Origin of the sequence: Pseudobutyrivibrio sp. YE44, from assembly GCF_900104335.1 — a bacterium.
Taxonomy (GTDB): domain Bacteria; phylum Bacillota; class Clostridia; order Lachnospirales; family Lachnospiraceae; genus Pseudobutyrivibrio.
This window is the reverse complement of record NZ_FMXT01000002.1, coordinates 1-24,559: the sequence shown is the minus strand read 5'-3', so window position 1 is coordinate 24,559 and position 24,559 is coordinate 1. Positions and strand designations below refer to the sequence as shown.

22 protein-coding genes are annotated in these 24,559 nt (G+C 39.3%); 21 read left to right on the top strand and 1 reads right to left on the bottom strand.

Annotation, left to right across the window (positions count from 1 at the left end):
* Positions 1-65 precede the first annotated feature (65 nt).
* The 21 genes from BLR54_RS04340 (at position 66) to BLR54_RS04240 (ending at position 23,247) form a co-directional block, all read left to right on the top strand.
* Positions 66-962 (top strand): carbohydrate ABC transporter permease, encoded by an 897-nt coding sequence (locus tag BLR54_RS04340; RefSeq protein WP_090418473.1) that lies wholly within the window; start codon positions 66-68, stop codon positions 960-962.
* A 1-nt stretch (position 963) separates the two neighbouring features.
* Positions 964-1,833, top strand: coding sequence for a carbohydrate ABC transporter permease (locus BLR54_RS04335; protein ID WP_090417359.1), 870 nt, complete (start codon positions 964-966; stop codon positions 1,831-1,833).
* Positions 1,834-1,952: 119 nt separating this feature from the next.
* Positions 1,953-3,473: an alpha-N-arabinofuranosidase gene (locus BLR54_RS04330; RefSeq protein WP_090417356.1), complete on the top strand. Its 1,521-nt coding sequence runs from the start codon at positions 1,953-1,955 to the stop codon at positions 3,471-3,473.
* 223 nt (positions 3,474-3,696) lie between these two features.
* Positions 3,697-4,854: a hypothetical protein gene (locus tag BLR54_RS04325; RefSeq protein ID WP_090417354.1), complete on the top strand. Its 1,158-nt coding sequence runs from the start codon at positions 3,697-3,699 to the stop codon at positions 4,852-4,854.
* 1 nt (position 4,855) lies between these two features.
* Positions 4,856-5,980 carry an FMN-binding protein gene (locus BLR54_RS04320; protein ID WP_090417352.1) on the top strand — a complete coding sequence of 375 codons (1,125 nt, stop codon included), beginning with the start codon at positions 4,856-4,858 and terminating at the stop codon, positions 5,978-5,980.
* A gap of 4 nt (positions 5,981-5,984) precedes the next feature.
* The gene (locus BLR54_RS04315; protein ID WP_090417350.1) at positions 5,985-7,061 is read left to right on the top strand and encodes an FAD:protein FMN transferase; all 1,077 of its coding nucleotides are present in this window, start codon (positions 5,985-5,987) and stop codon (positions 7,059-7,061) included.
* A 2-nt stretch (positions 7,062-7,063) separates the two neighbouring features.
* Positions 7,064-7,441 (top strand): NusG domain II-containing protein, encoded by a 378-nt coding sequence (locus BLR54_RS04310; RefSeq protein WP_090417348.1) that lies wholly within the window; start codon positions 7,064-7,066, stop codon positions 7,439-7,441.
* A gap of 23 nt (positions 7,442-7,464) precedes the next feature.
* Complete coding sequence (locus BLR54_RS04305) at positions 7,465-7,965, top strand: Gx transporter family protein (RefSeq protein ID WP_330388139.1); 501 nt, start codon at positions 7,465-7,467, stop codon at positions 7,963-7,965.
* Positions 7,966-8,027: 62 nt separating this feature from the next.
* On the top strand, positions 8,028-8,915 hold the full coding sequence (locus BLR54_RS04300) for a DegV family protein (protein ID WP_090417345.1): 888 nt from the start codon (positions 8,028-8,030) through the stop codon (positions 8,913-8,915).
* 120 nt (positions 8,916-9,035) lie between these two features.
* Positions 9,036-9,605 carry an HdeD family acid-resistance protein gene (locus BLR54_RS04295; RefSeq protein ID WP_090417343.1) on the top strand — a complete coding sequence of 190 codons (570 nt, stop codon included), beginning with the start codon at positions 9,036-9,038 and terminating at the stop codon, positions 9,603-9,605.
* Between the two features lie 22 nt (positions 9,606-9,627).
* Positions 9,628-9,873, top strand: coding sequence for a hypothetical protein (locus BLR54_RS04290; protein ID WP_090417341.1), 246 nt, complete (start codon positions 9,628-9,630; stop codon positions 9,871-9,873).
* A gap of 9 nt (positions 9,874-9,882) precedes the next feature.
* Positions 9,883-10,452: a TetR/AcrR family transcriptional regulator C-terminal domain-containing protein gene (locus tag BLR54_RS04285; protein WP_090417338.1), complete on the top strand. Its 570-nt coding sequence runs from the start codon at positions 9,883-9,885 to the stop codon at positions 10,450-10,452.
* A gap of 167 nt (positions 10,453-10,619) precedes the next feature.
* A complete protein-coding gene (locus BLR54_RS04280) occupies positions 10,620-11,186 on the top strand; it encodes a manganese efflux pump (protein ID WP_090417335.1) in 567 nt (188 codons plus the stop codon).
* Between the two features lie 117 nt (positions 11,187-11,303).
* Positions 11,304-12,449: a preprotein translocase subunit SecY gene (locus BLR54_RS04275; protein WP_143008397.1), complete on the top strand. Its 1,146-nt coding sequence runs from the start codon at positions 11,304-11,306 to the stop codon at positions 12,447-12,449.
* Positions 12,450-12,498: 49 nt separating this feature from the next.
* Positions 12,499-14,118 carry an accessory Sec system protein Asp1 gene (gene asp1 / locus BLR54_RS04270; RefSeq protein ID WP_090417331.1) on the top strand — a complete coding sequence of 540 codons (1,620 nt, stop codon included), beginning with the start codon at positions 12,499-12,501 and terminating at the stop codon, positions 14,116-14,118.
* A 19-nt stretch (positions 14,119-14,137) separates the two neighbouring features.
* Entirely contained in the window at positions 14,138-14,581 is a 444-nt protein-coding gene (gene asp3, locus BLR54_RS04265; RefSeq protein WP_090417329.1) for an accessory Sec system protein Asp3, read from the top strand.
* Complete coding sequence (gene secA2, locus BLR54_RS04260; protein WP_090417327.1) at positions 14,578-16,926, top strand: accessory Sec system translocase SecA2; 2,349 nt, start codon at positions 14,578-14,580, stop codon at positions 16,924-16,926. The genes asp3 and secA2 overlap by 4 nt, the downstream gene beginning before the upstream one ends.
* 13 nt (positions 16,927-16,939) lie before the next feature.
* Positions 16,940-18,436: an accessory Sec system glycosyltransferase GtfA gene (gtfA, locus tag BLR54_RS04255; RefSeq protein WP_090417325.1), complete on the top strand. Its 1,497-nt coding sequence runs from the start codon at positions 16,940-16,942 to the stop codon at positions 18,434-18,436.
* Positions 18,409-19,758, top strand: a complete 1,350-nt coding sequence (gene gtfB, locus BLR54_RS04250) for an accessory Sec system glycosylation chaperone GtfB (RefSeq protein WP_090417323.1) — start codon at positions 18,409-18,411, stop codon at positions 19,756-19,758. Before gtfA ends, gtfB begins: the two co-directional genes overlap by 28 nt.
* Before the next feature lie 208 nt (positions 19,759-19,966).
* On the top strand, positions 19,967-22,603 hold the full coding sequence (ppdK, locus tag BLR54_RS04245) for a pyruvate, phosphate dikinase (protein ID WP_090417320.1): 2,637 nt from the start codon (positions 19,967-19,969) through the stop codon (positions 22,601-22,603).
* A gap of 308 nt (positions 22,604-22,911) precedes the next feature.
* On the top strand, positions 22,912-23,247 hold the full coding sequence (locus BLR54_RS04240; protein WP_090417318.1) for a helix-turn-helix transcriptional regulator: 336 nt from the start codon (positions 22,912-22,914) through the stop codon (positions 23,245-23,247).
* A gap of 186 nt (positions 23,248-23,433) precedes the next feature.
* Here BLR54_RS04240 and BLR54_RS04235 read toward each other — a convergent pair.
* Positions 23,434-24,559 (bottom strand): IS110 family RNA-guided transposase (locus BLR54_RS04235; RefSeq protein WP_143008396.1); only part of this gene is annotated, 1,126 nt, incomplete at its 5' end.

The window sequence follows — 24,559 nt, the reverse complement described above, 5'->3', positions numbered from 1 at the left end:
ATTACACTGGAGCGCCTGCTGAAAAGCAGGCTGCTCTTTTAAAGAAGAGTAGTGGAGTTTCATTTATGAAATTTAAGAAGATATTTTATTCGCAAAAAGTTGCACCATACGTTTTTGTGATTCCTTTTATTTTTAGTTTCTTTTTCTTCTGGGTATACCCACTTATCACAGCTTTTACTATGAGTTTCCAGGATATAGGGGCAATTACCTCAGAATGGATTGGATTTGCAAATTATGCAAAGTTGTTAAAAGATAATGTATTTCATATTGCTGTTATGAACAGCTGCAAGTACATGTTCTTTACATTAGTACTTCTTATTCCATTCCCAATGCTTTTTGCTGTTCTTATGGACAGCCATCTTGTTAAGGCTAAGGGATTATGGAAGGCAGTTCTTTATATGCCAGCACTTACATCAGTTGTAATTTCAGGTACACTTTTCAGACTGATGTTTACAGAGTATACAACAGGTCAGATGAATATCATTTCTTCTTTCCTTGGCCTTGGAACCTACAAGTGGTTAAAGATGGGCTGGTCAGGTATGCTTGCTCTTTTGATTGTAGCTTGCTGGAGATGGACTGGAGTAAATATGCTTTATTTCTTGGCTGGATTAAAGTCAATTGATTCCTCATTATATGAGGCAGCTGATATTGATGGTGCTTCAGGATGGCAGAAGTTCAGATTTGTAACCTTGCCACTCCTTAAACCTACTTCAGTATATGTACTTACAATTTCTGTATATGCTGGTCTTTCAATGTTCCTTGAATCATACATGTTATGGGCAGGAAACTCATCACCAAACAATATTGGTCTTACAATTGTAGGTTACTTGTACAAGCGAGGAATTGAAAAGAATGATATGGGATATGCATGCGCTGTTGGTGTAGTACTTCTTGTAGTTGCACTCATCATCAACTTTGCTCAGTTAATCCTCAATGGAACCTTTAAGAAGGAGGAGTCGTAATATGGCAAAGCAGAAGACAATGGCTGCAACTCCTCAAAGAAGAGTTGGAACAGTTTTAGGAACAGGTTTTTTCCTTATCCTTAGTTTGATAATTGTGTTCCCTGTTTTTGCAGGCTTGCTTGCATCGTTTAGACCAGGAACACAGCTGATTCGTAGAGGTCTTGCTATAGATTTAGACATTTCAACTATGAATCTCAATAACTACACTTACTTGTTTAGTGGTAATGCAGATAGTCAGAAATACTTTATGTGGTATAAGAATTCTCTTTTAATCACAATTGTTTCTGTAGTTTTGACACTGCTTATTTGCTACTTTGTTGCATACGGTCTTACAATGTATGAATTTAGATTTAAGAATCTGTTATTCACAATTGTACTTGCAACAATGATGGTACCTTTTGAAATCCTTATGCTTCCACTTTATAAGGAAATCATTGCTTTCAAGTTGATTGACACCTATACAGGCGTAATCATAATTGGCCTCTGTGGGGCTTCTACAATTTTCTTCTTCAAGCAGTACCTTTCTGGTTTACCAAAGGATTTGCTTGATGCGGCACGTATTGATGGTTGTAATGAATACAGTATTTCAGTGAGAATCATCTTACCTCTCGCTAAGCCTGCCTTTGCATCAATGGGTATCCTTTGTGCTATGGGTAGCTGGAATGCAATCCTTTGGCCACTGCTTGTACTTAAGGGGGCAGAGAAGTTTACACTTCCAATTGGACTTAACACACTTCTTACACCTTATGGTAACAACTACGATGTACTTATTGCAGGCTCGATGTTCGGAATTTTACCTATATTGGTAATATTCTTAATCTTTAATAGATACATTATTGACGGTATGACAGCAGGTGCTGTAAAAGGATAAGGAGGTTATTTTTGAAGCATGACTTCAAAAATAATCTCCCACAGCACAGCCCATCGCCGAAGGCGATTTTTAAATGCTGTGCTTTCCCGCTAGAATGAGAAAACTTGGAGGATAGCCAAATGGCAAAATTAGTAATCAATAACGAAAACAAAAAGAGCACCATCGCTCCAGAAATCTATGGTCATTTCTCAGAGCACCTTGGCCGTTGTATCTATGAAGGTTTATATGTTGGAGAAAACTCAGATATTCCAAATGTAAACGGTATGCGTACAGACGTGGTTGAAGCCCTTAAGGAAATGAAGATTCCAGTGCTTCGCTGGCCAGGTGGATGCTTTGCAGACGAGTATCACTGGATGGATGGAATTGGTCCAAAGGAAAAGCGTAAGAAGATGATTAACACTCACTGGGGTGGTGTTGTTGAAGACAACAGCTTTGGTACACACGAGTTCTTCGAGCTTTGCCGACAGCTTGGTTGTAAGACATATGTAAATGCCAATGTGGGTTCTGGCACTGTTCGTGAAATGAGCGAGTGGGTAGAGTACATGACTTTCAACGGTGTGTCACCAATGGCAGACCTTAGAAAAGAAAATGGTCATGAGGAACCATGGGTAGTTGATTATCTTGGAGTTGGAAATGAGAACTGGGGCTGCGGCGGAAATATGCGTCCACAGTTCTATGCAGATGAATATAGACGTTACCAGACCTATGTTAGAAATTACAATGGCAACAAGCCAATAAACAAGATTTGCTGTGGTGCCAATGTGGATGACTATCATTGGACAGAAGAAGTGCTTAAGACTTGCTTTGATCACACACCTGAGCATTTCCATGGATTTATGGATGGTCTTTCACTTCACTATTACACACTTCCTGAGACAGAGGATGATTGGAACTTTAAGGGAAGTGCAACAGACTTTACTGAAGAGGTATTTTACCAGACACTTAAGAGAAGCTACTTTATGGAAGAGCTTATCAATAAACATGGCGCTCTTATGGATCAGTATGACCCAGATAAGAAGATCGGTATGATGATTGATGAGTGGGGTATTTGGACAGATGTTGAGCCAGGTACAAACCCAGGCTTCTTGTATCAGCAGAACACAATGCGTGATGCTCTTGTAGCTGGTATGAACCTTAATATTTTCAACAAGCACTCTGACAGAGTTAAGATGGCATGTATCGCTCAGCTTATTAACGTTCTTCAGTCAGTTATGCTTACAGATGGCGAGAAGATGATAAAAACCCCTACTTACTACGTCTTCAAAATGTATCGTCATCATCAGGGAGCAACACTTCTTGATTCTAGCCTTATTAATAATGGAACAGTTGGCAAGGACAAGAATGAACTTCCTAAGGTATTCGAATCTGTTTCAGAGGATGAGGGCGGTGTTATTACCATCACTCTTACAAATAACTCTCTTGAAGCAGCAGAGGATGTAGAAATTCAGCTTACAAAGGATGGCGGCTCTTATGATGTATGTGAGGCAGTCTATGTGTCAGGCACAATGAATGCGCACAACACCTTTGAAGCACCAGAGGTTGTTAAAGAAGCTGAATTCAAGGATTACAGCAAGACAGCTGAAGGCCTTACTGTCAAGCTTCCAGCTTGCTCTGTTGTAAGCATTAGAATCAAGAAGTAAATTGCCTTCTTACTTTTCTTTTTCAAACTTCCTTTACATATTTTTATTCTGAAAAATGCCCTAGGCCTTTATAGGCCTAGGGCATTTTGTTGTTAAGATTGTATTGAGAAATAATATCATTTCTACTTTATTGACCTGTTCTATAAAAAATGGTACGATTCATTGCGTTAGTGCAATCTAACAAGGATTATATAAAACTACATATAATTAGGAGGATATTATTATGAGAAGAAAAGCATTAGCTTTATTATTATCAGCTATGGCTGTATCTATGGTTGGATGCGGCACAAAGAATACTTCTGAGGTTCAGAAGGAAGAGTCTGTAGAGGTTGCAGAAGAAAAGGTTGAGTCTAGCAGTGCACTTGATCCAAATGTGGAGTATGTATTTGGTACAGCAACTCTTTCTTATGCAGAGTTTTATTCAGGAGATGTTTCAAGTACTGATTCCTTTGATGCGGTTACATCAGCAACAACAGGAAAGTCAGAGATTTTTCCAAATCAAGAGACAGATTTTGTTGATGAAACAACAAATGCTGATGGATATCACATTACAGGTGTTAAAAATGTAAACGTGGCAGTTCCTGCAGATCAGGTTGAGGAATATGCAAAGCTTAATGAAAGCTTCGTGAAGAATGAGGGTGAAGAGCCAAAGCAGTTCAAGGTTGTTTCAATTGAGGATGGTGTAGCAACCTATTCAGCTACAAATTTTGAAGTGGCAGATACAGTAACAGATGCTGATGCTCAGCTTGAGACTGGTGTTTTCTGGGGTGATTATCAGCTTGATGTAATTGAAACTTCTACATCATATATAAAGAACACAAGAGAAGATGGAGATTTCAAGATTGATGGAAACATCCAGGGAATTATCCTGGAAACAAAGTCTGGATTAAAAGTTGGTATGGAGCATTTACAGAGTATTTGGGTACAGCCTTATGAAATCGCTTTTAATATTTCTGCGGACAACAGCCATAACCCTCGTATGGTGTTTGATAACCTTCCAGAGCTTGATAAGCTTGAAAAAGAGGAGATTGTTTCTGTAACTTTTATCAATCAGAACGACTCATATGTATATACTTTTGACGGTGTGTATGTAAAGCCTGTATATAAGGATGCCAAGGTAACTGGTAAGGTTGATGAGTCTTCAAATAGTATGGCTCTTGAAAATGTTCCAACAGATTTGGGAAATCCTAAGGTTACAGTTACTTACACAGTAGGCGAAGGTCGTGAAGCTGTAAGAACAGTGGTATATGAAGGAGATTATGCAGACAAGGTAGAGTTTGACAAGGATGCATTTTCTGAAGCAAAGGCTGCAGGTGAGGGCACATACTCAGCAGCTGTATCTAGTGATAATTATGCGGATCTTTCTGTAGAGGTAAAATAATATGACAATATTGGTTTCTCTTTGTCTAGCTTTATTGCTCACTATCGTATTTACGGAGCAGCTAAAGAAAAACGCTAATATCTTTTATATAATCGCAACATTGATTGCTTTGGTATCAGTAGCAGTTGTGTGGCTGGGAATTACTTTGCCAGAATGGGTAAATCTTTGGTTGATACCTATTCTTGCGAAAGGTGGTTTGACGGGAGCATTTTTTATCATAGTAATGTTTGCTGGTGCATTTCCAAACAGAAGTCTTGGTGCGAAGCTATTTATGCCCCTTCGAAGCCAATTATCTATTATAGCTTCTATACTTGGAATAGGTCATGGTCTTGCATATTCAAAGTCATACTTTTTAATGATGAAAAATGGCAGCTCAAATATGAAGATAAGTACTGTGGTATTTATTATTATATCTGCTTTGATGTTTGCCATTATGATACCTTTATTTGTAACCTCTTTTACATCGGTTAAAAGAAAAATGAAGGGCGGAAATTGGAAAAAGCTTCAAAGATTAGCGTATGTCTTTTATGGTCTTCAGTATATACATGTAATGATGCTGATGGTACCTCCTGCCTTAAAGGGGACGGCAGGATATGATATTACCATTTTTGTTTACAGCTTCATTTATATCAGCTATCTTTTCTGTCGTTGTGTGAAAGCGTTTAATAAGGGGATTAATGAGATTATCCCAAGAAGACAATTGGTGGGAGTTGCTATTTCGCTTTTGGCTTCAGTGGTTTTAGTATCGGTGATTTATAACCAAGCTGACGCATCATCTAAGAAAGAGGATGTGGTATATAAATCAGAAACCATAACTTCTGTTTCAAAGGAATTTGCAGAAGAAGGAACTTCCCTAAAAGATGGCGTATATACTGGCGAAGGAATGGGAAATAATGGTACAATAGCTGTTGAAGTAACTATTGAAAATAGTAAGCTTACTGATATCGTAATTACGAAATTTACCGACGACAAAGAATATTTTGATGTTGAGGTAGATGGCAAGGAGATGATTAGCCGAGTTTTAGATGCTGGAGACACAGAAGTGGACACTATTTCTGGAGCTACATATTCTTCGGAAGGGTTTTTATCTGCTGTGGCTTCTGCAATAGAACAGGCTAAGAAATAAATAAATGATTACTTTTAACGAGAAAAAATTAAAGAAAGAAATGAAATCTATGGGCGCATTGTTACTTTGCGCCCTGATTTTTTCGGGATGTAAAAATCCAACTCAGGAAGTTAGCTTAAACAAGATAAATTCCACATCTTTTTTTGCCATGGACACAGTGATGGAAATCCAGATTGAGGGGGATGAGGAACTTCTGACAGAGGCACAGGAAAAGGTGGAGGCTTTGGAAAAACAGCTTTCTGTTACTGAGGAGTCTAGTGAGGTAAGTAAGATAAATAAGGATAGTATTGGTCGACTTACCGGCGATGGTGCAAAAGTTTTTGAGGGAGGAATGGAAATCTGCAAGGATACCGAGGGAGCCCTGGATTTGACAATATATCCTGTGCTAAAGGAATGGGGTTTTACAACAGGTGAATACAAGGTACCTGAAGATGAAGATATAAAAGAGTTATTGCAGGCAGTTGATTATTCAAAGGTGGAAATATCGAATCAGGGAGAAGATTACATTGATATTGTTCTTCCTGAAAACATGGAAATTGATTTAGGTAGTATTACAAAGGGGTACACTAGCCAAATGCTTTCCGATTTCTTCAAAGAAAAAGGTGTGGATTCAGCCCTTATAAATCTTGGGGGAAATGTTCAGTGTATTGGCACAAAGCAGGATGGAAGCCCTTGGAAGATAGCTATAAAAAGTCCTTTTCATGATAGTAAAACAGGAATAATAGGCGTTCTTGAGTCTGAAGATATTGCTATCGTTACTTCGGGTGGCTATGAGAGATACTTTGAAGAGAATGGAGAAATCTACTGGCATATTATTAATCCAGAAAACGGTTATCCAGCAAAAAATGGATTGGTTTCAGTGAGCATAGTTGGTAAAGACGGCTTTATGTGTGATGGCCTCTCAACAGCTCTTTTTGTAAAAGGCTTAGAGGGTGCCACTGAATATTGGAAGACACATGAAGGCTTTGATATGATTATGATTACAGAGGATGGCAAGGTTTACATTACAGAAGGAATAAAAGATAAGTTTTCACTTTCATCTGAGTACAAGGATGCTAAGCTTAATGTTATAATAAAGTGAGTATGAAGAAGAATGATTTTATTTTGATAGGCACTCTTCTTGTTATCGCATTTGCGATAATGATAGGAATGCGTTTCTGGCAGAAATATAATACAGGTGATAATCCTATGGTGGTAATCACCATAGATGGTATAGAGACTCAACGACTTCCACTTAATGAAGATGGGACATGCATTATAACATCAGGTGAAAATGGCAGCAACGAGCTTATAATAAAGGATGGGCAGGCGAGTATCTCTGATGCCAACTGTCCTGATAAGATATGCGCAAAGCATAGACCAATTAGTTTAAGCGGGGAATCCATAGTATGTCTTCCCCATAAGGTTGTTGTATCCATTGAGGGTGGCGAAGAATCTGAGGTGGATGCTATTGCTCAGTAGTTCAGGCGTAGGAGAATAACATTATGAATATGAACACAAAAAAGATTGCGTATTTAGGCCTACTTATTGCATTGGCGTTTGTTTTATCCTATGTGGAGGTGCTTCTTCCTCTTAATATCGGAATCCCAGGAGCAAAGGTTGGCTTGGCAAATATCGTAATAGTTGTGGCTTTGTACACCATAGGTTCCAAAAATGCTTTTATGCTTTCTCTAGTTAGAGTTCTTCTTGTGGGACTAACCTTTGGGAATTTCGCCATGCTTATATATAGTAGCGCAGGTGCCTTTCTTTCTTTTTTAATGATGTTCATAGGAAAGAAAAGCAAGAAGCTTTCAATGACTGGTGTCAGCGTGTTAGGTGGCGTTTTTCATAATGTAGGCCAAATAATAGTGGCTATTTTTGCAATGGAAACCAGCAAATTGATTTATTACTTACCTGTTTTGGTGATAATAGGAACAGTGTCAGGAATAGTTATAGGCCTTATTTCAGCAATGATTTGCAGAAGGGCCAAGGTTGCATTTGCATAGAAAAATTTGATATACTTTATCAGGTTATTTAGATTTTTTGTTTGAGAAGATGGGTATAAAAAATGGGAGATTACGTTATTAGTTGTTGTTCTACTGTTGACACAACAGAAGAGTATTTAAAAGAAAAAAATGTTGAGTATATTTGCTTTCATTATTACTTAGATGACAAGCATTACAGAGATGACTTATTTAAGTCTATAAGTCCTAAAGACTTTTATCAGGCTATGTTAGATGGTGCCATGACAAAGACATCTCAGGTTAATGCAGATGAATTCTCTGAGTATTTTAGAACCTTCTTAAAGGAAGGAAAGGATATTATCCACATTACACTTTCGAGCGGTATTTCCGGTGTTTACAACTCTGCTAGAATTGCTGCAGATGAAATGAAGGAAGAATTCCCAGATAGACGAGTGGTTGTTATCGATAGCTTGACTGCTTCAGCTGGCTATGCGCTTATCATAGATAAGATGGCAGAGCTTCGTGATCAGGGTTACGATTTTGATAAGCTTGTTAGCTGGGTGGATAATCATATTCAAAATCAAAATACCTGGTTTTTTACTACAGATTTAACCTTCTTTATTAGAGGCGGCAGAATCTCTAAAGTGTCTGGCTGGTTTGGTACAGCTCTTAACATTTGTCCGCTTCTCAATATTAATGACGAAGGAAAGCTAGTTCCTAGACAGAAATGTCGAGGAAAGAAGCTTGTTAAAAAGGCAGCTCTTGCAGCTGTTAAAGAGCGTATTGAAAATGGGGACGGCTACGATGGAAACATCTTCATCACACATTCTGTGTGCTATGAGGATGCCAGAGATGTGGCTGACATGCTTGAGGAAGCATTCCCAAATATGAAAGAAAAGATTCGTATTTTCGATATTGGACCTACTATTGGTGCACACACAGGCCCAGGTACAGTTGCTGTGGCTTTCTGGGGAAATGCGAAGGAACATTAGGATTTGATTAAAAGTGTTGGGGCTATTGTTGTAGACTCAGCACTTTCCTTGCATGTAATCATTTGTAGCCTCGGCGGAATTGGCTACAGGTGTTATTATTAATTATTGGAGGATAATTTTATGAAAGAGAAACTCAAGGACTTAAGACTAAATATCACAATATCAGCTGTCGTTAGCATTATTATTGGTATTCTTTTAGTGGTGCGTCCTGCAGAGAGCTTGTCTACAATCGGAAATATTATCGGCGCTATTGTTATATTGCTTGGCGTTGGTATTATTATTGGTCAGATATACGAGCGCGGTTTCAACGCCATGGGAATAGTGGTGGGTGCTGTTCTAGCTATTATTGGAATTTGGATTTTCAAATCCCCAGAGGCGATTCTTTCAATTATTCCAATGGCAATCGGCGTAGTTCTTGTGGTACATGGCATTCAGGATTTAGGTCTTGCTGTTGAGGCAGTAAAGGTTCATGCGCCAAGATCATGGCTTCCATTTGTAATTGCTGGCTTTAATATTGCACTTGGAGTGCTTTGCGTGGTTGCATCCTTCAAAATTATATCTTTGGCAACGCAGCTAATTGGTGTAATGCTTGTGTATGATGGAATTACAGATATTGGAATCGTGCATAAGGTTAGAAAGGCAAGCAATCTTGTGGTTGATTCCACTATTATTTCTGAAGAAGATATTTAAGTTATAGAGGCTTGGAAATTTAATGAGACAAATGGAATTTAAAATGGAACGAACAGGTCTACTACAAGTAGATGAGGTTCTTCCAGTTACAGAATATGCTCTTTCTAATTCATATTATTATGTATTGGGAAGGTCTTATGCCATGTCTGGTAATTATACAACATTGGAGCGACTGAAAACTCAGGATGGAAAGACCGAGGGTAAGGTGGTTGACATTAAGGAAACCCCTAAAGGATTCTATGTAACAGTAGAATTTGAGGATTCTTAAGGAGCTAGAATGAACAATCAGACACAAAATCCAATTGATGCAGTTTTAGCAGAAAGCCTTAAAGCTTTAGCTGTTAAAAAACCAATTGAAAAGATTACAATTAAAGAAATAACTGACAGGGCTGGAGTAATTCGTCCAACCTTCTACAATCATTTTCAGGATAAATACGAGCTACTTGAGTGGATAACTGTCAATGAGCTTTTTGCCCCGGTGGAACCATTCCTTTCCAATGGAATGCTTAAGGAGGCTGTTACCTTTATTTTGACTGCCCTTGAAAAGGAAAAGGATTTCTACACCAGAGCTGCTCAGCTTGAGGGACAAAATTCCTTCAATGAAATCTATTCACGTTGTGTACAGAATGCTGTGGCTAAAAACATTGATGTGGAAGGCTTGGCAAAAATCGCCCCTTATCCATGGCTTAAGGAAGAATTAGTTGCTGAATTCTTAGCTCATTCTATTAGTTGGGTCACAATTGAGTGGATTAAGCATGGAATGACTGTACCTGTTCAGGAATTGACTGATGTATATTTAAAGATTTTCCATAATCCATTACTTGAGGTTGTCACAAAGCATAGATAATGTGGCTATTGTGACAGAAGACATACATATATGAGAATTTGTATCTTGTCTAACCACAGTTTTTGGTGATTGAATATTCATATGAGGAGTATGTTTTTTTATCATTAAAATTGTGAGAAATCTACGAATTTAGATTTCAGATTGATGGATTGGAGTATAATAATAAAATGAATTGGTTGGAAAATGTGCTGATTATAGCCGGAATACTACTTGATGTATTCGCTGCCATGGAAATTCAAGGTGCCATGGTATCTCACATAAAAAAGAAGACCCTTCTTATAGCCTGTGCAGTGGTGGCTGCTATGGAATTGGCCTTTTATTTTGCTGGATATTTCCTGTGCACAGTTTTAGTTAGAAGAGGGGATATTTCAGACCCAATTGCATATGGCGAAGAAATTGCAGCAATCGTTTTAGCGCTGCTTGGTATAAGACTTATTGCAAAGGCAATCAAGCGAGAGTTTATTCAGGAGCATCTCAAGGAAACCTTGAAGGTTTTTGAGTATACTAGAATGATTGCTATGTCAAGTTTATACACAGCTGTGGCTGGTGGAGTGTGCGCTTTAGTGGGCATTACCATATGGCAACTGGTTATTACTATCATTGTTATTTCTATTTTGATGGTAATATTGGGATTATATACAGGTCTTCATTTTGGATTTGAAAATAAGACCATAGCCTATGTGGCTGGTGCAATATTGTTATGGGGTGTAAGCATAGAAATGTTTTTATGCTAAAATAATGTTAGATGTTTATAGAAAATTAAGGTTTCAACTTTTTATTGGGGCGGAAGTTTGAAAAAACATTTTTTTCCTAAAACATTATTTCAAAAGCTAATATATACGCTTTTTATAATGGCAGCTTACCTAGTGGGCCGAGAGCTGCCACTTTATGGTGTCGACTTAGCAGCTTACGAGACTTTTAGAGATAAGTCGGCAGATTTAATTATGCAAACAATTGGTGGAGATAGGTACAAGACAAGTCTGCTTGCTCTTGGCATATCTCCTTTTATGTTTTCTACACTATTTATTCAGATGCTGGTTTCTGTAAAAAGAGCAGACAGCAAATCTCACACATCACCTAAGAAGATAACAAATGCAACTCTTCTTTTGATGCTTATCTGGGCTAGTGTTCAAGCCTATTTCACCGTACAATCAACCCTTTATATTTATGATGGTGGCTGGCAGCTTATTCTTGCAAAATTCGTTTCTGGTATAGAGATGGTTACAGGAGCATTTTTAATCCTTTGGCTGGCTACTAGAAATAGCAAATATGGAGTAGGTGGGCAAACAGCATTAATCTACGTAAATATTTTAGATAGTGTTGTTATTACCTGTAGAAGTGTGCCTGTGGATGATTTGAAAATTATTGGTTCCATTTCTGTAGTGGCTTTGCTCTTCACTATTATTTTTGAGAACAGTGAATACAGAATTCCAATGCAAAGGATTTCTATTCACAGTATTTTCTCCGACAAAAACTATATTCCAATAAAGCTAAATCCTATTGGTATGATGCCGGTTATGTTTACGTCAGCCTTCTTTATGATACCTACCTATGGCTGTCAGGCTCTGGCTATGCTTTTTCCAGATAATGCTGATATAGCTTGGGCACAGGAGAATATGGATACCTCTCATGTGCTTGGAATTATAGTATATGTTATTACCTTGTATATCATAACAGTGGTGTTCTCCTTTGTTTTTATTAGCCCCAAAAACTTGGCGGAATCACTGCAAAAGTCAGGAGACAGTATAACTGGTCTTAGGGCAGGACGAAAAACAAGATTTTTCATAGCTAGAAGATTGGCGTGCATTGCCTTGTTTTCTGCCACCTTTATGGCAGCATTTTTGGCATGGCCTCTGTATCTACATACATTAGGCGTGGTGCCTGCTGAGGTTATGAGTTTACCGTCTATTATGATTGCTATGGCTAGTATTAATTGTAATTTGTACAGAGAGTTTAGAGCGGTCATCGATTATGACGCATATATTCCGTTTATTTAGGAAAAATTATAATTACTGTGCTTTCCCGCTATAGCAGAAAGGGGATTGGATGCTTTATTTTATTCCTGCTTGGTATCAACAGAATAAGTGGAAAGAGCTGGAGCAAAGTTGGCACACTCGCAGAATGCATACAGAGTTTGATGACACTGTAAAGCAGGTGCAAATGTTCCATCGTAGTGGAAAAAGTGATTTCAAGATTCTACTTTTGAGCCACACTCCAAACTTTAGACATTTCCTTCATCGACAGGGTGTATTTCATGCAAAGTACTGGTCTGTTTTTGATGCCATTCAGGAGGTGGAAAGAAAGAAGGCGGTGGTTTTTTCCTTCCACAATTTGGATTGGCCTAAAGGTATTGAATTCGTATATACGCCATTTGTGGTAGTGGGATATCTTAATAATCAAAAATATGCCCAGATAGAATTTGGTGAAGCGGGAAATCCTATTGAGGTGGCAATGTACCGAGATGGACAGGTTTCTCGTAGAAATATTTATGATGATAGGGGCTTTGTATCTGCCACAGAGGTTTATCAGGATGGACAGATGGTATTTACGGATTATCTCACAGAAAAGGGCACGGCAAAGCTTAGGGAATATGCAGATACAGGAAGGGTGGAGATTAATCCTGCCTCAAATACATTTTTAGTTTTTGAAGGTGAAAAGGAAGCTGAAACCAGAGCCTTCAGTTCACTGACTTACGATAACCTGGGAGAGGTTATTAGGGAGGTATTGTTCTCTCACTTGTTAGCCAACGATGATCCAGATGATATTTTTTGTATTGCCGTAAATGAAAATAATATGTTTGCAACCAAGGAGTTCCTTGGGCGTAAGAAATGTATTTTATCTTTTTACGGGGATAGATATCGAATAAAGGATCATCTTGACGCAAAGGATTTGGTGGCAAAGGCTAGCTATATTATTACAGATTCAGAGGCAACTACCAGATATCTTAAACGAGAGATGGAGCAGGAAATTGAGAATATTATTGATATTTCTCCATATGACTCTCGAATGGATTTTGGTATTAGTGGTGAGCTTACGGTACAAAAGATTTTGGTACCAATAGACGGTTTGCCAGAGGATAGATTTAAGGAGCTGATGATTCAGTTGGCTACCTATCTTCCTCAAAATGAAAATGCTATGGTCCACATCTTTACAAGAAACGCCGAGTACAATCTTCCAGACAGATTGTTGGAAAAGATTGCAGAAATACTTGAAGAAGCAGGTTTTGACAGAAGAATTGTTATCCCTGAAGAAGTGGATGATGATACTGCTGAAAATGATTTGGATGATGAAGAGGAAGAAGAGGAAATACCTGTTAGATTTTTTATTGAACAGTGTGTGGATGAGCTGTCAGTTAGTAAGTGTATTCGTGAGCAGAGAATCATGGTTGATATGAGACACAATCCTGATTTGTATCTGCAGATTAACTGTATAAGTACAGCGATTCCTCAGATTATCCGACGTGAAACCCAGTATATGCAAAATATGTACAACGGTTTTGTGGTAAAGGAATTTGACCAGATACCAGCAGCTCTGGAATATTTCCTTGATTCCCTTGCTAACTGGAACCAAGCAAAGGTTTATTCTTATGATATTGCACAGAAATTTACCACAAGAAAGCTTCTGGAAAAGTGGAAGGATGTACGTGCAGTACTTGATAGTCAGTAGGGTGGAGGAACAAAGATAAATGGAAAAAGCAAGTTGGACTATTTTTTGGAATGAATATAGCTCGGACACATATTTATACGGCTCTGAGATTGAATTCGTTGCCAGAAACGAGGTGCATTTTAAGAATGATCTTATGCCTCCTGGCACAGTTATAAAGCAGTGGTATTCCCTTACCAATTATCAGGCTCAGAGAATCGAACCAAGTCTTCCTATAATCGATGGAGAAAGCCGGTATCGAATAAAGGTGAATGTGGAGACTCCAGATAATCAGGGATGCCTTATCAGATTGGTTTTTCTGGATAGATACGAGCGAGAGGCTGGAGATTTTACTGTGAGAGGTAAGGAGGCGGAGTTTTCCTGCCCGTTAAAAACCTATAGTTATAAAATGCAGCTTATTAATGCAGGTATGAAAGAGTTTACATATCATTCAGTGACTATTGAAGAAATAGAAAAACAAAAATGAAGGTAAAAAAAACTAAGGGAATTATCAGGAAACTTCAAAAGGAGCTTAGAAAGGTCAAAAGCTACAAGGATGCTATGGCAGCCCTTACAGACGAGGAGCTTAAGGCCAAGACTAAGGAATTTAGGGAGCGTTTTGAGGCTGGAGAGAGTACTGACAAAATGCTGCCTGAGGCTTTTGCGGCCATGTGCGAGGCTGATAAGCGAGTGCTTGGGATGTTCCCATTTGATGTACAGCTGTTGGCAGGAATTGCCATGCATCATGGATATTTGGCAGAGATGAATACAGGAGAGGGTAAGACTCTTACAGCCACCTGTCCTATGTATCTAAATGGTCTTACTGGTAAGGGCGCAATTCTTGTTACAAACAATGAATACCTGGCTCTTCGTGACGCTGAAGAAATGGGACCAGCCTATGAGTTTATGGGACTGACTATTTCAGCTGGTGTTAAGCGTGATGCTGACGATAAATTCGAGAATGATGAAAAGAAGGAAATCTATAATTCAGATATCGTATATACCACTCATTCGGCTTTAGGTTTTGATTATCTTATAAACAACCTGGTTAAGTCAGCTGATGAACGTTTTATGCGTGATTTCTATTTCATTATCATCGATGAGGCTGATTCTGTTCTTCTGGATAGCGCCAGCACACCTCTTGTTATTTCAGGTGCACCACGTGTCCAATCAAACCTTTATGAGATGGCGGATTTCTTCGTAACTACTCTTCAGGAGGATGTGGATTACGAGATTGAAGAAAAGAGTGTTTGGTTTACGGAAAAGGGGTTGGAGTATGCCGAGAGTTATTTTGGAATAGACAATATCTTTGACCCAGAATACTTTGAAATATATAGACATTTGATTTTGGCACTTAGAGCTCACAAGATTATTGAAAAGGGTACTGAGTACATGATTTCAGAATCCAATGAGGTTACCCTTATTGATGCCAGCTCAGGTCGAGCCCTTAAGGGGGTAAAGCTTCGTGGCGGACAGCATCAGGCTATAGAGTGCAAGGAAAAGGTGGAGATTACTCAGGAAAACCGTTCCATGGCATCCATTACTTATCAGAATTTCTTCTCTATGTTCCCTAAGATGGCAGGCATGAGCGGAACAATTTATGATGCCAAGGATGAGCTATACGATGTATATGGCAAGAAGGTTGTGGTTATTCCTACCAATAATCCTATACAACGAGTGGATTGTCCCGATTGGTTTTTCAGTGATTCGGAAAAACAGTTTGAGGCAGCTATTAAGCTGGCGGTTAAAAAACATGAAACTGGTCAGCCTGTGCTAATAGTTACAACCATGATTTCTGATACGGAAATCCTATCTCATCTTTTGGTAAAGGAGGGCTTGGCTCACTCTGTTCTAAATGCTAATAATGCCTTCTGGGAGGCTGAAATTATCAAAGAGGCAGGTCAGATGGGAGCTATGACGGTGGCAACCTCAATGGCAGGCCGAGGAACTGATATAAAGCTTGGACCTGGTGTAAAGGAATTGGGAGGCTTGGCTGTTATTGGTGTTGGCCGAATGCTTAATATCCGTGATGAGAGGCAGACTAGAGGTCGAGCAGGTCGACAGGGAGATCCAGGCTACAGTCGCTTCCTGGTTTCTCTTGAGGATGATATTGTTGAAAAGGGTACAGACCCTGAGAAGCTTAAGAAATATATTGATGGCAATAAGCGTATAAGAGACAGGAAAATAAAAAAGATTGTAAATGGAGCCCAGCGCACCAATGAGGAAATGGGTGTAACCAATCGTAAGAATTCCAAGGATTACGATGTTGTACTCCAGCTGGAAAGAAAGCTTATGTACGACACCAGAGATATGCTTTTGGATGGTGGTTCCATTGAGTGGTCTAAGCTTATTGATATTGCCATGGAAAATACGGATGAATTCCTGAAGGAACATAAAAAGCTTACTGTTTCCGAGTTCAACAGATATATGCTTGATAATATTTCCTACAAAATGGAAAAGGATATTGGCTATCTAAAGTTGAATAATAAAAATAAGGTCAAGGCTTATGTAAAGGCCAGAGTGGAGAAATCCTTGGAAGAAAAGCAAAAGCAGATAGGTTCAGAGAAAGGTATGAAGGACTTTATTCGTGTATCAGCCCTTTCTGCTATTGATGAAGCGTGGATTGAACAGGTTGACTATCTTCAGCAGCTTCAAGGGGCGGTTTCAGGACGAAGCTCTGCCCAGCGTAACCTGATGTTTGAATATCAGGGAGAGGCACTGGAATCCTTCAGAAAGATGGAAAGTCGCATTAAGCGAAATATCATAAGAAATGTGTTGCTTAGCGAAGTGAGTATGGATAAGAAGAATAAGCTGAAGATTATTCTTCCTTAATCGAGGTGTACGTATGATTTATAGCTTTAACTTAGGTATAGGTTGGGCGTCTTCTGGGGTGGAGTATGCCCAAAGCTACAGAGCTAATGTTTTGAGAAGCCTAAATCTAGAAGCAAAGTTTATATTCACAGATATGTTTCCTAGAGATAATCTCATTGATATGACAAGGAATATTGGCTTTGAGGATAAGGAGATTATATGGCTATACACCTTCTTCACAGACTTTGATCCAGAGCCTGTAAGCTACACATTAGAGGATTTGAAAAAAGCAGTTGGAAATCAGAAATATACTTTTGAGAGAGAGGGACAAATAGGAAAGTTTCTTTTTGAGGGAGAAAACAATTTTTATAGAATCTACTTCGTAAATACGGAGGAGGATTTTATACATCGCGTTGAAATGGTCTCAGCAGGATATTTGGTGAGAAAAGATTATTTTATGAGCGGCAGAGTGTTTAGCGAATACTATGCGCCATTAGATGGTCGGGCTCATCTTTATCAGAGAAGGTATTTTAACAGAGATGGCTCAGCTGCCTATGAAGAAATAATCGATGGGGAGGCAGTACTCTACAAATTTCCAGACAAGATAATATGTTCAAAGGAAGAGCTGATTGGCTATATGACAGCACTTTTAAAGCCTACAAAAGATGACATTATCATAATAGACAGGTCAACAGGTCAAGGACAGGCCATCCTTGAGAATGCAGGTGATGCCAGGGTGGGTGTGGTTATTCACGCTGATCATTTCAGTGAGGGTGCTACAGATGAGAACTACATCCTTTGGAATAATTTTTATGAGTATACCTTCTCAATGCATGAGCATATAGACTTTTATATAACGGCAACGGAAGATCAAAGAAAGCTTTTGATTTATCAATTTGAAAAGTATTTAGATGCAAGTCCTACCGTATATACGATACCCGTTGGAAGCCTGCAAGAACTTAAGGAACCCGGTGAACCAAGGAAGAAACATTCCTTTATTACCGCCTCAAGACTTGCAACTGAAAAGCATGTGGATTGGCTTGTGGCTGCAGTGGCGAAGGCACATGAAGATATTCCAGATATTACACTGGATATTTACGGAAAGGGTGGTGCAGAAAAAAGCCTGAAGGAGCAAATCGAAAAGCTTAATGCGAAAGACTATATACGATTGATGGGGCAACATGATTTAACAGAGCTTTATCAGAATTACGAGGCATACCTTTCTGCTTCCACTAGCGAGGGCTTCGGTTTGACCTTGATGGAGGCTATTGGCTCTGGACTTCCTATCATCGGATTTGATGTTCGATATGGAAATCAGAATTTTATTGATGAGGGAAAGAATGGATATAGGCTGCCATACGCAATTGGAATGGAACGTGGAAGACGACAGGAGCGAATGGTAAATGCTATAAAAAAGCTTTGTCTTGAAGACAATATTGTAGAGTTTAGCGATCATTCTTACAAGAAGGCGAAAGGCTATCTTAAGAGTGAGGTGGAGGCAAAATGGAAAAATCTAGTGGAGGAGAAGTAGTTTTATTATTTGATTACTTTAACAGAGGAAGTCTGGACCTTTTTGACTCATTTAAAAATGCTGGACGTAATTGTCACTGCGTTGTAATTAACGATGACGGATTTCTCCCAGAGGATGTGACAAATGTATTTGAGTATTTCCTTGGAGACTTTGATGATGGTAGCTGTCCAGGCAAGCCACTGTATTTCAATCAGATAAAGGTGCCTGATTATTGGGAAATAAGTGCAAATAACACCAGTGGACTCATTAAGGACAAGGGGAAAGAAAGGGGGCGGATTTTCTTTCAGCCTCCTACTCACAAGAGGTTAGTGAGCCTGGTGGATTTCCTTGATGAAGATGGTAATGTGAGAATAACGGAGCACTATAACAAATATGGAGCTTTATATGCGAAAACAGCCTTTAATAAAGATTCTAAAAAAGTGACAAAGGCCTATTTTAACAGCAGAGGCCAAGAGGTGGTTGTAGAAAACTTTGTTACTGGAGATATTATTTTAGACTGGGAAGGTACCCATCAAATATTCAAGAGCAGAACAGATTTCGTTAGCTTTTTTATTAGATATATGGGTTGGGTAAGCTGTCCGATATATTTCAATTCTCTGTCGGTTCCGTTTTTTGTTTCCAATTCTTTGCCAGCTACGGAAGGAAAAAAGGATATTCTGTTTTGGCAGGAGCAAACAAGAGGAACTGTACCTGGAAATATGCAGGTTATTTTACAGAATAGAGCTAGCAGATGCAGCAGGGTGATAGTCCAAAATCGTCCATCCTATGAAGCCCTTATGGCATTGAAGGTTCCTAAGGATATGGTTACAGAATTAGGATTTATATACTCCTTCAAAAAACAGAACCATGGAAAGCCTGAAGCCTTGATTTGTACCAATACAGAAAATGTGGAAAAGCTAAAGGAGATTCTCACCGCTGTTCCTGAAGTTAAGTTTCATGTTACAGCCCTTACAGAAATGTCGGGACAGCTTTTAGCACATGAAAAGTATGAGAATGTCATAATGTATCCAAATATTAAGGCGGCCACCTTGGAACGATTGTTTATTCAGTGTGATTTCTTCCTGGATATTAATCATGAGGGAGAGATTGTGGAGGCAACAAGAACGGCATTCATTCACAATCAATTGATACTTGCTTTTTCCGAAACTAGTCATGGTCCGGAATACACTTCTCGAGAGAATATTTTTGACATAAAAGACTATCAAAATCTGATAGACAGATTAAAGAGTTTGGTAAGTAATAAGGAGGCCTTGGAGGCAGCACTGGAGAGGCAGCGAATGGACGGGTTAACCGCTAGTGTGGCGGATTACAAAGTGATATAAGTGAATTATGTAGAGGATTTATGTAAATAGCGGTTATTTTTGTGATAATTTTGCACAAAAATGGCCGCTGTTTTTCTGTAGTTATTACAACCCCGTATTGTTTGAATATGTGTACAATTTGTGTTTAAATAGTTAAGGACTCTCTGAACCCCGTATCACAGAGGGCCCGAAAAGAATAATGTTATTTAATTTTAGGAGGATTATCAAAATGGCTAACAAATGGGTGTATATGTTTAGCGAAGGCGACATGAGCATGCGTAATCTTCTCGGTGGTAAGGGTGCTAACCTTGCTGAGATGACAAGCATCGGTCTTCCAGTACCTCAGGGCTTCACAATCACAACAGAGGCTTGTACACAGTACTACGAGGATGGTCGCAAAATCAATGATGAAATCATGGCTCAGGCTATGGAAGGTGTTAAGAAGATGGAAGAGATCAACGGCAAGAAGTTCGGCGATCTTAAGAATCCACTTTTAGTTTCAGTTCGTTCAGGTGCAAGAGCATCTATGCCAGGTATGATGGATACAATCCTTAACCTTGGTCTTAATGACGAAGTAGTAGCAGCAATGATCGCTGGAAACCCAGATCCAGCTTTCGAGCGTTTCGTATATGATTCTTACAGACGTTTCATTCAGATGTTCTCAGATGTTGTTATGGAAGTTGGTAAGAAGTACTTCGAGCAGCTTATCGATCAGATGAAGGAAAAGAAGGGTGTTCAGTTCGACGTTGACCTTACAGCAGCAGATCTTAAGGAACTTGCTGAGCAGTTCAAGGCTGAGTACAAGAATCAGCTTGGTTCAGACTTCCCTTCAGATCCAGTAGAGCAGCTTAAGCTTGCTATCGAGGCTGTTTTCCGTTCATGGGATAATCCTCGTGCTAACGTATATAGAAGAGATAACGATATCCCTTATTCATGGGGTACAGCAGTTAACGTAATGCCTATGGTATTCGGTAACTTAAACAATGAGTCTGGTACTGGTGTTGCATTCACTCGTGACCCAGCTACAGGCGAGAACAAGCTTATGGGTGAGTTCCTTATCAACGCACAGGGCGAGGACGTAGTTGCTGGTGTTCGTACACCAATGCCAATCGCTCAGATGGAGAAGGAGTTCCCAGAGGCATACGCAGAGTTCATCAAGGTATGTGAGACTCTTGAGAATCACTACCATGATATGCAGGATATGGAGTTCACAGTAGAGAACAAGAAGCTTTACATGCTCCAGTGCCGTAACGGTAAGAGAACAGCTCCAGCTGCTCTTAAGATTGCTTGCGACCTTGTTGATGAGGGACACAAGACTCCAGAAGAGGCTGTAGCAATGATCGACCCACGTAACCTTGATACACTTCTTCATCCACAGTTCGAGGCTGCTGCTCTTAAGGCTGCAACTCCACTTGGAAAGGGTCTTGGCGCTTCTCCAGGTGCTGCATGTGGTAAGGTTGTATTTACAGCAGACGATGCTGAGGCATGGGCTGCTAGAGGTGAGAAGGTAGTTCTTGTACGTCTTGAGACATCTCCAGAAGATATCACAGGTATGAAGGCTGCACAGGGTATCCTTACAGTTCGTGGTGGTATGACATCACACGCTGCAGTAGTTGCTCGTGGTATGGGTACATGCTGCGTTTCTGGTTGTGGCGACATCAACATGGACGAGGAGAACAAGAAGTTCACTCTTGCAGGCGCAACATTTACAGAGGGTTCTGAAATCTCTATCGATGGTACAACAGGTAACATCTACGCTGGTATCATCCCAACAGTTGACGCTGTTATCGCTGGCGAGTTCGGTCGTGTAATGGCTTGGGCTGATGAGTTCAGAAAGCTTAAGGTTAGAACAAATGCAGATACTCCAGCTGATGCTAAGAAGGCTAGAGAGCTTGGTGCAGAAGGTATCGGTCTTTGCCGTACAGAGCACATGTTCTTCGAGGCTGACAGAATTGCAGCATTCCGTGAGATGATCTGCTCAGATACAGAGGAAGAGAGAGAAGTTGCTCTTGAGAAGATTCTTCCTTACCAGCAGGGAGACTTCAAGGCTCTTTACGAAGCACTTGAGGGATGCCCAGTTACAATCAGATTCCTTGATCCACCACTTCACGAGTTCGTTCCTACAGAGGATGCTGATATCGAGAAGCTTGCAAAGGCTAAGAATAAGTCAGTAGAAGAAATCAAGAACATCTGCGAGTCACTCCACGAGTTCAACCCAATGATGGGTCACAGAGGATGCCGTCTTGCAGTTACATATCCTTCAATTGCTAAGATGCAGACAAAGGCTGTTATCCGTGCAGCACTTGAAGTACAGAAGGCTCATCCAGATTGGAATGTTAAGCCTGAAATCATGATCCCACTTGTATGTGAGGTTAAGGAGCTTAAGTACGTTAAGCAGGTAGTTGTAGAGACAGCTGATGCTGAAATCGCAGCTGCAGGCGCTAAGCTTGAGTACGAAGTTGGTACAATGATCGAAATCCCACGAGCTGCTCTTACAGCTGATGAGATCGCTTCAGAGGCTGATTTCTTCTGCTTCGGTACAAACGACCTTACACAGATGACATTTGGTTTCTCTCGTGATGATGCAGGTAAGTTCTTAAATGCTTACTATGACACAAAGATCTTCGAGAACGATCCATTTGCTAAGCTTGACCAGACAGGTGTTGGTAAGCTTATGGAGACAGCTATTAAGCTTGGTAAGCCAGTAAATCCAAAGCTTCACGTAGGTATCTGCGGTGAGCACGGTGGAGACCCATCTTCAGTAGAGTTCTGCCACAAGATTGGTCTTGACTATGTATCATGCTCTCCATTCAGAGTACCAATCGCTAGACTTGCTGCAGCACAGGCTGCTATTGCTAACAAGTAGTATTTAGAAATCTACTTTTTGGAAGATAAAACACGAGCGGATGAACCTCGATTTTCCTAGTTTTTTAGGCAAAAATCGAAAAATCAAAACCTCGAAAAACCTTGTAATAAAGGCATTTATAGTGTAGAGAGTCGAAAGGCTCTCTACATTTTTTATGTAAAAAAGTGTGGTAGTAACAGTCCTATTTTTGAAGTCCCATTCTTTCAAAATAGGACTTTTATTTTTAAAATTTATTCAAAATAGGACATGAAAAATAAGGTGATTTTTTCAAAACCGGAGGATTTCTTCCGGTGGTCGGAGGTTTTGGTATGAATCGATTTACAGCAAATCAATTAAAAGTGATAAGAGAAGAACGAGGATTTTCTCAGAGTGAAGCAGCTAAATATATGCATATCTCGGATAGAACATTGAGAGCTATTGAAGCAAATGAACGCCAGGTAACATCAGATGAGATTATTCAGTTTTCTAGAATCTACCAAGTGGATGTCCGAGAACTTCTATTAGAAGAATATGTAGAGCAATCTGAAGAACAAATCTTATTTAATAGATACATTTCTTTGTATCGAATCTTTGATCAGCTTGGAGATAAAGATAAGGAGGATGTTGTCTGGGTACTGAAACAGAGAATAGCGGGATTAATATAGGATTTGGTATTTCTTGATGTATGAGGATTAGTTATAATAGAAGACAGTGAAATTGACAAATCTTGCTAATGTATGTCAATGATTTTTTTATGATAAATATATGTTCAAGTTTTTGAAAAAAGCATGACTTTAATAAGGCCTGCCTATGCAGGTCATTATCATGAGTTTATAATTAAGATATTGAATTTACTTGTATAGCTCCATAGCACGAGCGTAGTAAATTCTGAGGAACTTATTAACGGCGGCCATTTTTGCTACGTTATAAGGCTTTCCTTCCTGTTCTTTCTTTATCATGAAAAGATAGACAGGGTCGTTTTGAGGTTTGGATAGTTTGAGAGCTTGCATAACCTCAAAACAAGCTTTTCGTAGAGCCGGATTGCCACGTTTAGAGATGTGACGATTTCGGCTCTCGAATTGCCCAGATTGATATGGCGGGGCATCATTTCCTGCATAGGCATTTAAGGCTTTTCCACTATGGAAGCGCCGAATATCTCCTATTTCTGCAAGAATGATTGGACCTAATCTATCGCCAACGCCAGGCATATCATGCAGGATTTTATATTCTGGAATAGTTTCTGCAATGATTCTCATTTGTAGGTTGATTTCATCAGCTGCTGTTTGAGCGGTTGAAACAAGGTCAACGCATTGTTCTTGGACAATAGATGATAGTGGATTCTCGCCTCTAGTGGTTACACTATTTATTACTAATTCATAGATTGCAAGACCTTTGGACAGAGCATATCGGTCAGTAGTTTTTTTGACTAATACTTTATAGCTCTCTAAGAATCTTGTTTTTCCCATCTTTCGGATTACATCAAATGATTTGAATCGTTTGATAAATCTCAAGAGTACACAGTTTTCTGGATCTCGGCTCTTAAGAGGGAGAATAGATGTAATTCCAGGCATTGTTTCATCAAGAAGATTTTGTAGCTGAACTTTAGCGACAGTTAATGTAGATATTCTTTGTTTGTATTGTCTCGAAAGAAATCTTAAATCATCATATTTTTGTTCAGCTGATTCATATGGAGTCAATGAATAAGCCTTTTCGAGTGCATACTGAGCAATACGAAGTGCATTTTTTTTATCTGTCTTAGCTTTTCGTATTTCATTATCACCATACTTTTTCATTAAGTACGGATTGATTAAGCATACTGGAAGTTGTTCTTCTTGAAAGACTTTTAAGATGGGATAATGATAGTGACTAGTAGGCTCCATCAAAATAATAGGCTGTTCATTAGTACTTTTTATATATAGCGCCAATGAATGTAATTCATCCAGGTTATGATGGATTTCAAATGGTTTAGCACGAATG